Below are 13847 nucleotides of genomic sequence, written 5' to 3'. Positions count from 1 at the left end.
GCGCAATGTCTATGCGCCTTACAGAAGCTTTTGGCTTGAAAAGCCGCATGGATAATAGCAACTGGCTCCCAAATGCACGTGAAAATCTTATGCGTTTTGTCGGTCAGCAGGCGATACACCGCAAAGCTAAGGAGTCGCTGTAAAACACGACAAATAGAGCTCGATCGTAAGTAGTTCTTGACTTGCCTAGAGCTAGCATAGTTAAATACCAAAATGATGGCGCAAACGATTGCGCACCCCATTTTTGATCATGAGAACCGAAAAAAATGAAGCCTCGCATCACCGTAGTTGGTAGCGTCAATATGGATTTGGTGTTCCGCACACCGCGCATGCCCGCCATAGGCGAAACTTTGCATGGCCACGAATTTCGTCAAATCCCAGGCGGCAAAGGTGCCAACCAAGCGGTAGCCGCAGCCCGCCAGGGTGCTGCTGTCAGCTTTATTGCTGCAGTCGGTGATGATGGCTTCGGAGAATTTTCACGTAACTGCCTCACCACAGAAGGTATCGATCTAAGCTTTCTGAGCACCTGCAAGGGTCTGGCTACCGGTGTCGCCGGGATTATGGTGGAAGACTGCGGAAATAATAGTATCGTGCTGGCAGCTGGCGCCAACGCCGCTTTGTCGATAGCTCACATAGACGCTGCCAGTGCCGCCATCAGTTCGGCACAGTACTTAATCTGCCAACTAGAGACACCTATCCCTACAGTGAGCCGTGCAATTGAGATTGCGCATACGCATGGGGTAAAAGTGATACTCAATCCGGCACCGGCTTTCGCCTTGACTGATGCGCTATTGCAGCAAGTCGACTACCTGATCGTCAACGAAACCGAGGCCTCGCAATTAAGTGAGATCACCGTGCTCGATCAAAACAGTGCCGCCCTTGCCTCTCAGGTTTTATTAAAACGTGGCGTTGGCGTAGTCTTGCTGACCATGGGCGAACACGGCACATTAATTACCCAGACCACAGGCACGCAATTCATTCCAGCAATTAAGGTTGAGGTGGTCGACACCACTGCCGCTGGCGACACCTTTGTCGGTGCCTTTGCAGTCGGTCTGGCAAATGGTTTGAGCTTGCTTGAAGCTAGTATTGAGGCACAATATACCGCCGCCCTGACCGTTACCAAACTCGGCGCGCAAACCTCGATACCGCAGCGCCAGCAAGTGCTAGAGTTCATGGCACAGCGAAAATCCACCGCCGCAGAATAAGCGGCGATCGCATCAGTGGCTGCGCTTAAAATCAAACTCGTGATAGTCTTAATAGCCTTAAAAAATTGTCGATCCGCTTAGCTCGACGCATACAACATCTAGCCCCTTAGGATATACCAATGAAACTCCATAGTCTCTGTCTGGCACTGGCAAGCGTGTTCACTGCGGCCAGCGTACATGCTGCCGATCCTAAGTTGGCGGTGATTTATGATGCGGGCGGCAAGTTTGATAAATCCTTCAATCAGTCGGCCTCGGAAGGCGCTGAGCGCTTCAAGAAAGAAACCAAAATCGGCTATATGGAAGTACAGGTCGCCAGCGACACCCAGACCGAACAGGTGCTGCGCAATCTGGCCCGTAAAAATGTAGACCTGATCGCAGCAATTGGTTTCGCCCAAAGCCAGGCCGTGCAAAACATTGCCAAAGAATTCCCGAAAACAAAATTTGTCTTGATTGATGGCGTCGCCAGCGGCGACAACGTCAGCTCGGTTTTATTTAAGGAGCAAGAAGGCTCTTACCTGGTCGGGGTAGCGGCAGCCATGGCAACTAAAACCAAAAAACTGGGCTTCATCGGCGGCATGGACATTCCGCTGATACGCGCCTTTGTCTGCGGCTATGCGCAAGGTGCAAAATCGGTAGACCCGAAAATAGAGATTACCCAAAATATCGTCGGCAGCACCTCCTCCTCCTGGAACGATCCAGCCAAAGGCGCAGAACTGGCGCGTGCCCAATTTGAACGCGGCGTCGATGTCCTATTCGCGGCCGCTGGTGGCAGCGGCATGGGCAGCCTGCAAATGGCCAAGGAAAAAGGCAAGCTGGCAATCGGCGTCGATTCTAATCAGAATGCACTACACCCTGGCACCATGCTTACTTCTATGGTCAAACGGGTGGATCAGGCTATTTACGACAGTTTCATGCAAGTGAAAAATGGCACATTTAAAGGTGGCATTTCAAACAAAGGCCTGAAGGAATCCGGAGTCGATTGGGCGCTCGATAAAGATAATCGCAGCCTGATCACACCTGAGATAGAAAAGCGGGTGAACGCCGCCAAACAAGACATTTTGAGCGGCAAAGTAAAAGTCATCGATTCGCGCGAAGCGAACAAGTGTCCGGTCTAATCGCAGCCTGCATTTTAGTCCGCATGGCCGCCTACAACATCGCCCGCATCACAGTCAGCTTTTCTCTTTAGAACCTCGTATGCACGCAGCCGTAGAATTTCAACACATTTCAAAACGTTTTGGCGCGGTGCAAGCCAATCGCGACGTCAGTTTCGCCGTCGCGCCCGGTTCCATCCATGGTGTCATCGGTGAGAACGGCGCTGGCAAGTCGACACTGATGAGCATACTGTATGGCTACTACCATGCCGACGAGGGGCAACTGCTGATCCATGGTCAGGCACAAAAAATACGCAACAGCCAGCAAGCGATACAGCTAGGCATAGGCATGGTGCATCAGCACTTCATGCTGGTCGAGAACATGACGGTGCTCGACAATGTCATGCTCGGTAGCGAAGGCGGATTTCGGCTGGCTCCCAAGCGTAGCCTGGTTGAGGCAAAGCTGCGCGAAATTTCTCAGCGCTACGCATTGGACGTCGATCCACTAGCGCGGATAGAGGATTTATCGGTAGGCGTGCAACAGCGCGTCGAGATTCTCAAGCAAATTTATCGCAGCGCCAATATCCTGATTTTAGATGAGCCGACAGCGGTACTGACGGTGCAAGAAACCGCATCCTTATTTGATGTCTTGCGCTTGTTTAAGGCGCAGGGTAAAACCATCCTGCTGATCAGCCACAAATTACAAGAAATTCTCGACATCACCGATGAAGTGACGGTGATGCGCGCCGGCGCCGTGGTTGGCTCTCTGCACACCGCCAACACCAGCAAAGAAGAGCTGGCAACGCTGATGGTAGGTCGCCCTATCGAGACCCATTTGCCGCGTGCGCCTTATGCGCCGGGCGCTACCGTACTCGAAGTACGCGATTTGCAACTGCGCAATCAACAACAGCTCAGCTTGTTGAAAGATATTAATTTCAGCATACGCGCTGGCGAAATCGTCGCGATTGCAGGCGTCTCTGGCAATGGCCAGAGTGAGTTACTCGAAATCATTAGCGGCATGCGCTTAGCCTCCGCTGGAAGTATGCACTTTTTAGGAAAAGAGCTGCCCGTGGCGCATCGTAAAGATGCCGATGGCCTGCCTGCCGAGTTCCGCGCACTAGGGATAGCCCATGTGCCGGAAGACCGCTTGCGCGATGGCGTCATCAAAAATTTCTCGGTGATGATGAACAGCTTTCTCGGCTACCAAAATCAAGTCAAAAAACGTTTTGGCCTGCTCGATTTTTCATCCATCTTAAAAAACTGCCGCGCGCTGCTAACGCAATTCGATGTGCGCCCTGCCGATCCCGATTTGCGTATCGGTCTGCTATCGGGCGGCAACCAGCAAAAAGTCGTGATCGCCCGCGAAATCGCTGCTCAGCCCAAGCTCATGCTGGTCGGCCAACCTACCCGCGGCGTGGATATCGGCACCATAGAAACCATCCACGCCCAGTTGCTGGCGATGCGCGATGCCGGTGTGGCGATTTTATTGGTGTCGGTAGAACTGGAAGAAGTACGTGCGCTGGCCGACCGTATCCTGGTGATCTCGGGCGGGTGTATTACCGGCGAGTTAAAGGCGGAAGAATTTGATGCCACCCGTATCGGCCTGCTCATGGGCGGCTTACATAAATCATGAGAAACGCGTATGAATAATTCCGATCTGCCACGCTGGGCCACGGCGCTGCTACTGCCTTTACTCAATTTGCTGTCTGCCTTGTTGGTGGCGGCACTGGTGATCTATTTACTCGGCGAAAATCCACTCGAATCGCTAAGCATACTGATCAATGCCGCCGTCCTCAATCCCGAAGGTCTGGGATATACCTTGTTTTATGCCTCTACCTTTATCTTCACAGGTTTGTCGGTCTCGGTAGCGATGCAGGCCGGCTTATTCAATATCGGTAGCGAAGGCCAAATGTACCTGGGCGGACTAGGCATTACTCTGGTGGTGTTAGCGCTGGACGCCAGCCTACCGTCCTGGATCTTAATCCCGCTGGCATTGGTCGCCAGTGCCGTCTTCGGTGCCGCCTGGGCTTATCTGCCTGGCTATCTACAAGCAAAGCGCGGTAGCCACGTGGTGGTCACCACCATCATGTTTAACTTCATCGCCGCCAGCCTGATGAATTTCATCATCGTCGCCTATCTGATACCGGCCGGCCAGCAAAACACCGCCAGCCGCATCTTCGCCGACAGTAGCTGGCTGCCGAAACTCAACGCAGTGTTCCCGATTTTAGGCGAGACGCCACTCAACATCAGCTTCGTGCTGGCCTTACTGGCGCTGGTGATTTACGGTATCGCGGTATGGCGCTCGGCCTGGGGTTATCAATTGCGCGCTACCGGCCTGAACCAGCATGCAGCACATTACGCGGGCATCTCTATCACCAAGACCATCGTGGTGGCGATGTTGATTTCCGGTGCCTTGGCCGGACTCGGTGCGGTCAATTCGCTGATGGGTTCTACCCATTACCTGAACCTGAATTTCCCGGCCGGTGCCGGCTTCATCGGCATTGCGATTGCCCTGATGGGACGCCAGCATCCTATCGGCATCTTGCTCTCTTCTATCTTGTTTGGCGCCCTAATCCAAGGCGGATTTGATCTGTCACTAGAAAAACCGAATATCCCGCCTGAGACCTTTATCTTCATCCAAGGCCTGATCATTCTATTTTGCGGCTCCATGGAAAATCTGTACGCACCAGCACTGAGCGCGTGCTTTAAAGCAAAATCTACATTCACAACAAGGAAGAGCGATGTTTGAAGACTTCCACCTCGCCAGCATCCTGGTCGCTACCATACGCAATGCGCCAGTGCTGATGTTTGCCGCTTTGGCCGGGCTGTTTGCCGAGCGCAGCGGTATCGTCGATCTGGCGCTAGAAGGCAAGATGCTCGCTGCCGCCTTTGTCTCTGCCGCTGTGGCTTATGCCACCCAGAATCCCTGGCTGGGCGTATTAGCTGGTGTAGGCATTTCGGTTGCCGTAGCGATGTTGCAAGGTTTCGTCAGCATCACACAAAAAGGCAATCAACTGGTAGCGGGAATCGCGCTGAACATTGCCATCAGCGGCCTCACCTTTGTGCTGGCGCAGTTTTTCTTTGCGCAGGGCGGCCGTACCCCAGACCTGGGTCAGGCGCGCCTGTTTGACATCGTCTTGCCAGGTTCTGCACTGGTGGCCGATATCCCTTTCCTGGGATGGTTCTACACCCAATTTTTAGGTGGCCACAGTGCGCTGGTATATCTGGCCTTCGCGCTGATCCCTGTCGTTCACTGGATTATCTATCACAGCAGCTTTGGCTTGCGTCTACGCGCAGTCGGTGAAAATCCGCATGCTGCCGATGCCGCTGGCGTCAGCGTAGAAGCCACCCGTTTCATGGCGATGTTATGCGCCGGTGTGCTGTGTTCTTTCTCCGGCGCTTACCTGTCGCTGGTGCAGAGCGGTTTTTTCCTGCGCGACATGTCGGCCGGTAACGGCTACCTGGCATTGACGGCCTTGGTGTTTGGTAACTGGCGTCCTTTACATACGGCACTCGGTTGCCTGATGTTTGGTTTTTTTGCTGCGCTACAGGTACAGATAGAAGGCGTGACTTTCCCAGGCGTAGGAAAAATACCCGGCTCACTGATACAGATGATTCCGTATGTGATTACCGTCATCGTACTGGCAGGCTTGATGGCCAAATCGGTCGCACCTAAAGCCATAGGCCTACCGTTTGTGAAGTCACGTTAACTTAATTCCTAATCTTAAGCCCTAATTTAATACGGCCTGCTTGAACCAGGTCTCTAGCAATCTGCAGCGAAGCTTGGGTTCGACCTTTACGGCAAAGCTTCGCAGTCCAGGAGAAAAAAATGAGTACTTCTAGCGCTAAACATAAAGTTATTTTTGATACCGACCCGGGTGTCGATGATGCCATGGCACTGTACTTCGCCCTTGCGCATACTGACATCGACGTGATCGGTATCACCACCACCTTCGGTAACGTCACCGTAGAACAAGCCACTACCAACGCCCTGTATCTGACCCGCATCGCCGGCCGTGCTATTCCGGTAGCGCAAGGCGTAAACGTACCGTTCGCCAAAGCGCCTGGCACGCCGCCAGATTTTATTCACGGTGCCGATGGTCTGGGCAATTTGCCTAGCCGCATCGAAGCCGGCGGGCAAGCTGAGCCACTCAGTGCTGCCGAATTCATCGTCAAGATGGCGCGTCAGCATCCCGGTGAAATCACCCTGGTCGCTGTCGGCCCGCTGGGCAACCTGGGTCTGGCCTTGAAGCTGGAACCTCAATTGCCTAAGCTCCTCAAACAAGTGGTTCTGATGGCCGGTGCCGTCGATGAGCCGGGCAATGTCTCGCCCGTAGCGGAAGCGAATGTCTGGAACGATCCGGATGCCGCCGATCTGGTATTTACCGCAGGCTGGGATCTGACCATGGTCGGTCTCGACGTCACGCACCGCGTGGTCTTGCTGTCGAAATTCTTTGAGCGTCTGGCCCAGCATCACAAACACGTCGCCATGGACACGCTGCATCACGCGGTCATGTTCTACAGCGATTTCTACAGCTCTATCCGTCCCGACATGGGACATGGTTGTTATGGCCACGACGTGCTGGCGTTTGTCTGGCTGGTCGCACCGGAACTGTTCAAGACCCAGAGCGGCCGCGTGCGCGTCGCTACCGAAGGGATAGCCAATGGTCAGACCATGATGGCAAAACTGGCGATCCCTTACCCGCAAGCTGGCTGGGAAGCGGACAAGCCAGAGACCCGCGTCTGCATGGAAGTCGATGCCGCCGCTTGTGAAAAACTGATAGCCGAGGTTCTGGCCAGTGACTGGTTGTTAGCGCCATTAAGCAAATAAGCAAATAAGCCAAAAAGGGAAAAATATGTTCATCCAACCAGTCGATTACCGCAGCCCGGATGCGGCACAAAAATTCACCGAAAGCCTGCACAACACCGGCTTCGGCGTCTTGACCCATCATCCGCTGTCGCAAACTTTACTTGAAACTATCTACAAGGAATGGTACGAGTTCTACCAGACCGATGCAAAGAATCAGTACCAGTTCGACCCGGTAAAAATGGATGGCTATTTTTCTCCTAAAATTTCAGAGACCGCCAAAGGCTATACCAAGCGCGACCTGAAAGAGTTTTACCATATCTACCCAACCGGCCGCTTCCCTGCCGAAGTATCAAAAGCGGCGCTGGACTACTATGCCCAAGGTGCTACGCTGGCCGCCGAGCTGCTGCAATGGGTAGAGCAATATACGCCGACTGACATCAAGTCCAGATATTCTATGCCGTTGTCCGACATGATCACCGGCAGCGATCTGACCTTGCTCAGGGTCTTGCACTATCCGCCTTTACGCGGCGACGAAGAGCCTGATGCAGTGCGTGCCGCCGCCCACGGTGACATTAACCTGCTGACCCTATTGCCAGCCGCCACCCAAGCCGGTTTGCAGGTACTGGGCAAAGATGAAGAATGGCATGATGTACCCTGTGATTTCGGCATGCTGATCGTGAATATCGGCGACATGCTGGACGAAGCATCGCAAGGCTATTACCCGTCTACCATACACCGGGTACTCAATCCAACTGGCGAAGCCGCCAAGCAATCGCGCATCTCTCTACCGTTATTCCTACACCCCCGCCCCGACGTAGTACTATCAGAACGCCACACCGCAGGCAGTTATCTGAATGAACGTTTGATAGAGTTAGGCGTTAAGAAGTAAGTAGCCTAATTGGCCATCACGCTCACCTAGAGCCTGGTGGCCATTTTTTACAGTGCCCTGCCCGCTCACGCATATCCCACGCGGGTTTCCAGCCACATGCCTTGGTAAGCCGCATGGAATATGCGCAGTGGCAGGGTGACTTGTAAGATTTCATGTGGAGCAATGGATAAAGCCCATTACGCCCTGCAAAAATTTACGCTGTATAGCCTTATTTTGTAGTTTCGGGTAAAGATTCGACTTGAATGAATTTTTCCTTTGGAAATAATTTTTTTGCAGTACAACGTAAATTTGAAAAAGCAGCTGGTACTTCTTTCGCTGAAAAATCAACATGTTTATATATTTGATCTACGCCTTGAATAGCTCCATGAAAAAGTTTTTCTCCAAAAATTTCAACTAACTCTTCCTTCGTGAAATTTTTTCCGTTCAATTTCTTTTCACTGATAATTTTTTGGAGCTCTTCAATATACATTTCATTTCGTGAGCTCAATGCTATCTTAGTAACGTCAAAACCTTCTTGAACAATAGTTAGCTTCATTAGAATTTCAATCTCATTGGTATCAAGATCAAGGAGAAAAGATAAATCACCAAAATTTTGTACTAAATCGTTATATTCAGGTGGTTTAATTGCCGGGAGACTAAATGCTCTGTTTGGTTTATCTCTGAATGGCTCAATTTCTTTCAATATATTTTGTAACGCATTATGTTGCCTTGCCAAGACGAATAGAGCTAAATTCAATGCTGATTTCTTCTTTTTCAATTCCTCTTTATCGTCTTTCAGTGAATTTAATCTAAATGCTAAAACCGCACCTAGAAATGTAGTAAACGCTGGCAATATTAATTTGAAATTGGTGCAGTATTTATTGTCGATTAAGTATATGGAAAATATTCCCATTATAGAAAATCCAATTCCTATATTGGCAAACGTATGAGATGTCGATTTTTTAATCATTTATTTCCTTGGGAAAAATTATTTGCCTTTGTTTAATTTTAATTCTTCGCGTTCATACTGCTCACAAGCACACCAGTTCTAAATGCCGTTAGCGTTCTAACGCAAAATCGTAGCACTGTGTGATTAGCTAAGCATAATCGCACACATGTCTCTGTACCGTCGAGTATCTAAACACGGCCCCTGCCACCACGCATATTCCATGCGCTTCTTCAAGCAACATCGGCCTGCGAGCCGCATGGGATATGCTCGGTGGCGGCATGCTTGGTTTAATTCTGTCGTTATTGTGCGATTGCTGGCCGGTGGTAGACCGGCGGCTACTCCCGTTTCTTGCTTCGCCAAGAAACGGAAGCCAAAAAAGGCGACGCAAAGTTTTGCATTTGTTATTTTAGACCGCCCTTGGTAAAACCCTATCTGGTTTCAGCTGGCGCGCAGGCAATCGACGATCTTCATTCTGGCGGCTTGCCAGGATGGGATGAAGCCGCCGACGAACCCCATGAATAGCGAGAACAGTAAAGTTTTCAAGGCGATTTCCGGCGTCAGCTTAAATTGAAATGCCAGCTCGCTGAAGGTCTGGAAATTGGTCGTGGAGATATCGACCGTTTGCATCCAGGATGCGGCAAACAAGCCGATCACGCCACCGACCAGCGACAGCAATAAAGATTCCAATAAAAACGCCAATAACACCGCAGTACGCCGAAATCCCAGGGCGCGCAAAGTCCCGATCTCGCCCACTCTTTGTGCCACGGAGGCAAACATGGTGATCATGGCGCCGACCACGGCACCGATAGAAAAGATCACCGACAGACTCAGCCCGAGGATGCGGATGAAGGTCGCCAAAGCTTCGCTTTGCTCGGCATAAAACTGTATCTCTGGCTTAGCTTCTATCTGCAAACGCTGGTCGGCTTCGATCGCGCTTTTGAGGCGATCAAAAGCAGACTGATCTGCCAGACGGAACACAATGGTGGAGTAAGCGTTGCGTCTGAACGCTGCCATCATCTGCTCCGAATCGCCCCAGATTTCGCTGTCGAAGCCAGTCTTGCCTGAGTCAAAAATGCCGACCACCAGCCAATCGCGTTGAGCGAAGTGCAGCGTCTCGCCCAAACCCGCGCCACGAAAACCGCTGGCAATCGCCTGGCCGGCAATGATCTCCGAGCTGCCTGGCCGAAACATACGGCCATGCTTTAACTGCACTTGTGGACGCAATTCTAGTGCCAGCGCCGAGGTACCGCGCACCGTCACATTGCTAGGTTTGCCATTGCTGCGTTTGGGCAGATTATTTAGCACCACCGGTTCTTTGCTGAGCAGGCGCAGACCATTGCCGTTGGTCGCGATGCCCGGCAAGCTTTCGATGATGGCGGCCTGGCCCCGGTCTATGCCGCTATTGATCTCTGCACCGGCCCCTTTGCGCAACACCAGTACATTATCGACCTGGCCGGTTGCCACTAAGGTGGCACGTATGCCCTCGCTCATCATCAGCACCGTGGCAAACACAAACACCACCAGCGCCATGCCGCCAGCGGTCAATAGCGTGGTCACGCGGCGTACCCAAAGATTGCGGGCGATGTAAGAGAGAGGAATTTGTTTCATGTCGCTTTCATGTCACTTTCATATCGCTTTCGTATCGTGCTCATACGCACTACCTCAGGCAACGTGCCGTAAGCCGTTGACGATATCGATGCGGCTCATTTTCCAGGCCGGCCAGGCGGCAGCCACCACGCCGACTATCGCACTGGCAAGTAATTGCAGTGCCATGGTCGTTTCGGAAACCACAAAACTAGGGAACAAAGTACCAACGGCTTTGGCAAAAGCGGCAGCGATAGGCAAAGTCACTAGCATGCCTAGTCCGCCGCCCATCAGGGCGATCACCAGACTCTCGCCAAACAAGAGTTTCACCACAAAGCCAGGTGAAAACCCCAGCGCCTTGAGCGTTGCGTATTCCGCTAGGCGCTCACGCGCCGTCATCGTCATGGTATTGGCCATGACTGCCATGATGATGATGACGATCACAAAACTAACGGCGTTAATCGCCACCAGAATGGCTTCGCTCATGGAGACAAAACCTAACTGAAAGGCTTTCTCGGTTTCGGTCAAGGTCTCTGCCAGTGAATTTTTAAATTGTGCATCGATACGCTCTGAGATTAGTGGCGCGTTATTCGGCTCATTAATGCGCACCACATAGACGCCAACATAATCGGCCCCCTTAGCGCTGCGCTTGCGTACCGATTCAGCCAAAAACTGCCAATGAAACAGAAACTGCGATTCGTCGGTTTTAGCGTCTACCCCATCCCAGATGCCGCGCAAGGTAAAGGCCCAGGTGCCGGGGAAAATCGTACCGCGCAGCGGGATTTGATCACCAATTTTCCAGCCATATTGATTGGCCAGTTTGCGCCCGACGATCGCGCCCTGACGGTCTAGTATGAAGGCTTTTTTTTCGTCCTCATTGAGCACGTATTCAGGATACAGCGCCAGATAACTGGCCGGTTCGACCGCAAACTGCGGAAAGAAATTGCGTTCGGTAATGTAGATGCCACCAAACCAGTTGGACCAGCTGATACCAGTGACCCCCTCAACGGTTTTTAAGCGCTCAGCGTAATTGAGCGGCAGCGGAAACGTCAGCGAAATCGCATTGCGGGTAATCAGGCGCGTACTTGAGGTCCCGTCCACACCAGCATACCAGGCATCGATAATGGTGCGCAGCAAGCCAAACGCGCAGATAGCCACGATCAGTCCCAGCATGGTGAGCAAGGTACGCAGCTTATGCCGGAAGGCGTTTTTGAGCAGCAGACGAAAAATAAACATGGTCGGCTTCGCTAGTGCGCAGGTACAGCCGCTTCATCTGGCACCAGTACGCCTTTTTCCAGATGAATCAGGCGTTTGGCACGTGCCGCCGCCTTAGGATCATGGGTCACCATGACGATGGTCTTACCCAAATCGCTATGCAATTCCTCCAGCAAATCCAAGACTTCGCCGGCCGTAACTCGATCCAGATCGCCGGTCGGTTCATCGGCTACGATCAGGGTAGGGTCAGTGACTAGCGCACGCGCGATTGCCACCCTTTGCTGCTGGCCGCCTGAAAGTTCATTCGGATAGTGATCCATGCGATCGGTCAAACTCACCATCCCCAACGCCGCCTCGACATGCTCCTTGCGCTGTGCGCGCGACAGGCTGGTGAGCAGCAAAGGCAGTTCGACGTTTTCAAACGCGGTCAACACTGGCATCAGATTGTAGAATTGAAAGATAAACCCGACGTTGGCGGCGCGCCAGTCGGCCAACTGGCCTTCGCTTAAATTAGCGATATTCACGCCGCCGATTAGTATGCTGCCGCTGGTGGGCTTGTCGATCCCGGCGATCAGATTGAGCAAGGTGCTTTTACCTGAGCCGCTAGGCCCCATCAGAGCGATAAACTCGCCGGACTGCACCGCCAGATCGACCCCCTCCAGCACAGGAATCACTTGTCCGCCACGCACATAAGATTTATTGAGTTGGTGGATGCGGATCAGCGCGTCGGCGCTGTTGACGCTACTGGCGCTCATTTACTCGCCACCACGATTTTTGCACCGGTCTTGATTTTTTCCGAGGGTGACAGCAATAGCTTATCGCCGGACTTCAGCGCGCCCGTCACTTCACTATTGTCACCGATCTTGCGTCCCAAACTCACCGCAACCGCTTCTACGCTATCGTCCTTGATGCGAAACACCCATTTTTTACCATCACGCTCGACTACCGCCTTGGGATTCAGCGCCAGTAAGGCTTGCTGATCGGCGTCGCTCACTGCTTGCGACAGAATAGTCACCTTGGCGCTCATTTCAGGCAGGATACGGGCGTCAAGTTTCTCAAAGCGTATCTTGGTCATGACAGTCGCTTTGGCTCTATCCACGGTCGGCACAATACCGACGATGCTGCCGCGAAAACGTGTATCGGGTAAGGCATCTAAAGTAATTTCTACCGGCTGACCTATCTTGGCCTTGGCCAGATTGCTTTCCGAGACATCGGCCTCGACTTCCAGGGTACTCATATCGGCCATCGTGACGACCGCGCCCTGACTACCGGCTGCGCTAGAAAAGGGCGTGATAATGTCGCCCACATTGGCGTTCTTGATAAGCACTACGCCATCAAAAGGGGCGCGAATCTCGGTAAAATCCTGATTGACCTGCTGCACCTTAAGCTGCGCCTGTGCCACCGCCACCGCAGACTGACTCAATCGCACTGCCGCTCTACTCGCATTGACGCGATTGTTCGCACTATCCAAGGCTTGCGGCGAGACAAAACCTTGCGCTTTTAAACCCATGGCACGTTTTAACTCTGATTCAGCATTGACCAGTTCAACATTGGCTTGCGCGACTGCGGCCTCGCTCTGACGAATGCCGGCCTGCGCTTGCGCGATAGCAGCCTGCACATCGCTGGCATCCAGACGTGCCAGCACCTCGCCCTGTTTGACCTGGCTGCCTTCACGCACATTGAGCATGACTAATCGCCCTGTCGCCTTACTTGCAACGGCTGCACGGCGCTGCGCCACCACATAGCCGGAAGCGGTTAATTGCGCATATTGCTGCGAGGGATAAGTGGTCACAACCGAAGTCACCTGCACCTCATTCTTGGACGGTTTGAGGACAAAACCTGCTGCCGCCAGCAACACTAGCGCCAACACTATCCAGCGTCCCCAAGCGCGTTTCTTGACCGGCCCATTGCCAGCGCGGTCGATTTTTAATTGCTTTAATGCCGAAGGTGGCGCAGATGGAGTCGCAGTCATGGGATGTCAGCTTCTATCATTAAGGAGGTGAATTGGCGAAGGAATTTTACACTGATTAACTTTTTAACACCATGTGTGCGATATTTTTTAGAATCCCTTAATTTACGGGATAATTACGCTTTCAGCGGATACGCCCGGTATCCCCATTGATAG

The 13847-nt window shown here is 52.4% G+C and carries 13 protein-coding genes; 8 read left to right on the top strand and 5 right to left on the bottom strand.

Translation table 11 applies throughout. The features are described from left to right. Window positions 1-11 precede the first annotated feature (11 nt). The 8 genes from EJN92_RS22015 to EJN92_RS14495 all read left to right on the top strand — a co-directional run bounded on the left by EJN92_RS22015 (window position 12) and on the right by EJN92_RS14495 (window position 7995). Window positions 12-143 carry a hypothetical protein gene (locus tag EJN92_RS22015; RefSeq protein WP_265415586.1) on the top strand — a complete coding sequence of 44 codons (132 nt, stop codon included), beginning with the start codon at window positions 12-14 and terminating at the stop codon, window positions 141-143. Window positions 144-266: 123 nt separating this feature from the next. Further along, a complete protein-coding gene (gene rbsK, locus EJN92_RS14525) occupies window positions 267-1205 on the top strand; it encodes a ribokinase (RefSeq protein ID WP_126128482.1) in 939 nt (312 codons plus the stop codon). A gap of 119 nt (window positions 1206-1324) precedes the next feature. Next, a complete protein-coding gene (locus tag EJN92_RS14520) occupies window positions 1325-2320 on the top strand; it encodes a BMP family lipoprotein (RefSeq protein WP_126128481.1) in 996 nt (331 codons plus the stop codon). A gap of 79 nt (window positions 2321-2399) precedes the next feature. Beyond that, the gene (locus EJN92_RS14515) at window positions 2400-3929 is read left to right on the top strand and encodes an ABC transporter ATP-binding protein (protein WP_126128480.1); all 1530 of its coding nucleotides are present in this window, start codon (window positions 2400-2402) and stop codon (window positions 3927-3929) included. 9 nt (window positions 3930-3938) lie between these two features. Continuing rightward, window positions 3939-5045 (top strand): ABC transporter permease, encoded by a 1107-nt coding sequence (locus EJN92_RS14510; RefSeq protein WP_126128479.1) that lies wholly within the window; start codon window positions 3939-3941, stop codon window positions 5043-5045. Next, window positions 5038-6006 carry an ABC transporter permease gene (locus EJN92_RS14505; protein WP_126128478.1) on the top strand — a complete coding sequence of 323 codons (969 nt, stop codon included), beginning with the start codon at window positions 5038-5040 and terminating at the stop codon, window positions 6004-6006. Before EJN92_RS14510 ends, EJN92_RS14505 begins: the two co-directional genes overlap by 8 nt. Window positions 6007-6125: 119 nt before the next feature. Then, entirely contained in the window at window positions 6126-7127 is a 1002-nt protein-coding gene (locus EJN92_RS14500) for a nucleoside hydrolase (protein WP_126128477.1), read from the top strand. A gap of 25 nt (window positions 7128-7152) precedes the next feature. Next, a complete protein-coding gene (locus tag EJN92_RS14495) occupies window positions 7153-7995 on the top strand; it encodes a 2OG-Fe(II) oxygenase family protein (protein WP_126128476.1) in 843 nt (280 codons plus the stop codon). Window positions 7996-8203: 208 nt separating this feature from the next. Here EJN92_RS14495 and EJN92_RS14490 read toward each other — a convergent pair whose 3' ends face one another. The 5 genes from EJN92_RS14490 to EJN92_RS14470 all read right to left on the bottom strand — a co-directional run bounded on the left by EJN92_RS14490 (window position 8204) and on the right by EJN92_RS14470 (window position 13694). Further along, window positions 8204-8944 carry a hypothetical protein gene (locus tag EJN92_RS14490; RefSeq protein ID WP_126128475.1) on the bottom strand — a complete coding sequence of 247 codons (741 nt, stop codon included), beginning with the start codon at window positions 8942-8944 and terminating at the stop codon, window positions 8204-8206. 417 nt (window positions 8945-9361) lie between these two features. Then, window positions 9362-10531 (bottom strand): ABC transporter permease, encoded by a 1170-nt coding sequence (locus tag EJN92_RS14485; RefSeq protein WP_126128474.1) that lies wholly within the window; start codon window positions 10529-10531, stop codon window positions 9362-9364. A gap of 54 nt (window positions 10532-10585) precedes the next feature. Further along, complete coding sequence (locus EJN92_RS14480; protein WP_126128473.1) at window positions 10586-11743, bottom strand: ABC transporter permease; 1158 nt, start codon at window positions 11741-11743, stop codon at window positions 10586-10588. Window positions 11744-11754: 11 nt separating this feature from the next. Continuing rightward, the gene (locus EJN92_RS14475) at window positions 11755-12477 is read right to left on the bottom strand and encodes an ABC transporter ATP-binding protein (protein WP_126128472.1); all 723 of its coding nucleotides are present in this window, start codon (window positions 12475-12477) and stop codon (window positions 11755-11757) included. Further along, window positions 12474-13694: an efflux RND transporter periplasmic adaptor subunit gene (locus EJN92_RS14470; protein WP_126128471.1), complete on the bottom strand. Its 1221-nt coding sequence runs from the start codon at window positions 13692-13694 to the stop codon at window positions 12474-12476. The genes EJN92_RS14475 and EJN92_RS14470 overlap by 4 nt, the downstream gene beginning before the upstream one ends. Window positions 13695-13847: the final 153 nt, after the last annotated feature.

The organism is Undibacterium parvum (assembly GCF_003955735.1).
Classification (GTDB): domain Bacteria; phylum Pseudomonadota; class Gammaproteobacteria; order Burkholderiales; family Burkholderiaceae_D; genus Undibacterium; species Undibacterium parvum.
This window is presented reverse-complemented; position numbering and strand designations above follow the sequence as displayed.

Excerpts from the sequence above, each read along its gene's own strand:
- EJN92_RS14490 (WP_126128475.1), bottom strand. The coding sequence starts at position 8,944 with ATGATTAAAAAATCGACATCTCATACGTTTGCCAATATAGGAATTGGA.
- EJN92_RS22015 (WP_265415586.1), top strand. The coding sequence starts at position 12 with ATGCGCCTTACAGAAGCTTTTGGCTTGAAAAGCCGCATGGATAATAGC.
- EJN92_RS14500 (WP_126128477.1), top strand. The coding sequence starts at position 6,126 with ATGAGTACTTCTAGCGCTAAACATAAAGTTATTTTTGATACCGACCCG.
- EJN92_RS14520 (WP_126128481.1), top strand. The coding sequence starts at position 1,325 with ATGAAACTCCATAGTCTCTGTCTGGCACTGGCAAGCGTGTTCACTGCG.
- EJN92_RS14510 (WP_126128479.1), top strand. The coding sequence starts at position 3,939 with ATGAATAATTCCGATCTGCCACGCTGGGCCACGGCGCTGCTACTGCCT.
- EJN92_RS14515 (WP_126128480.1), top strand. The coding sequence starts at position 2,400 with ATGCACGCAGCCGTAGAATTTCAACACATTTCAAAACGTTTTGGCGCG.
- rbsK (WP_126128482.1), top strand. The coding sequence starts at position 267 with ATGAAGCCTCGCATCACCGTAGTTGGTAGCGTCAATATGGATTTGGTG.
- EJN92_RS14485 (WP_126128474.1), bottom strand. The coding sequence starts at position 10,531 with ATGAAACAAATTCCTCTCTCTTACATCGCCCGCAATCTTTGGGTACGC.
- EJN92_RS14505 (WP_126128478.1), top strand. The coding sequence starts at position 5,038 with ATGTTTGAAGACTTCCACCTCGCCAGCATCCTGGTCGCTACCATACGC.
- EJN92_RS14495 (WP_126128476.1), top strand. The coding sequence starts at position 7,153 with ATGTTCATCCAACCAGTCGATTACCGCAGCCCGGATGCGGCACAAAAA.
- EJN92_RS14480 (WP_126128473.1), bottom strand. The coding sequence starts at position 11,743 with ATGTTTATTTTTCGTCTGCTGCTCAAAAACGCCTTCCGGCATAAGCTG.
- EJN92_RS14475 (WP_126128472.1), bottom strand. The coding sequence starts at position 12,477 with ATGAGCGCCAGTAGCGTCAACAGCGCCGACGCGCTGATCCGCATCCAC.
- EJN92_RS14470 (WP_126128471.1), bottom strand. The coding sequence starts at position 13,694 with ATGACTGCGACTCCATCTGCGCCACCTTCGGCATTAAAGCAATTAAAA.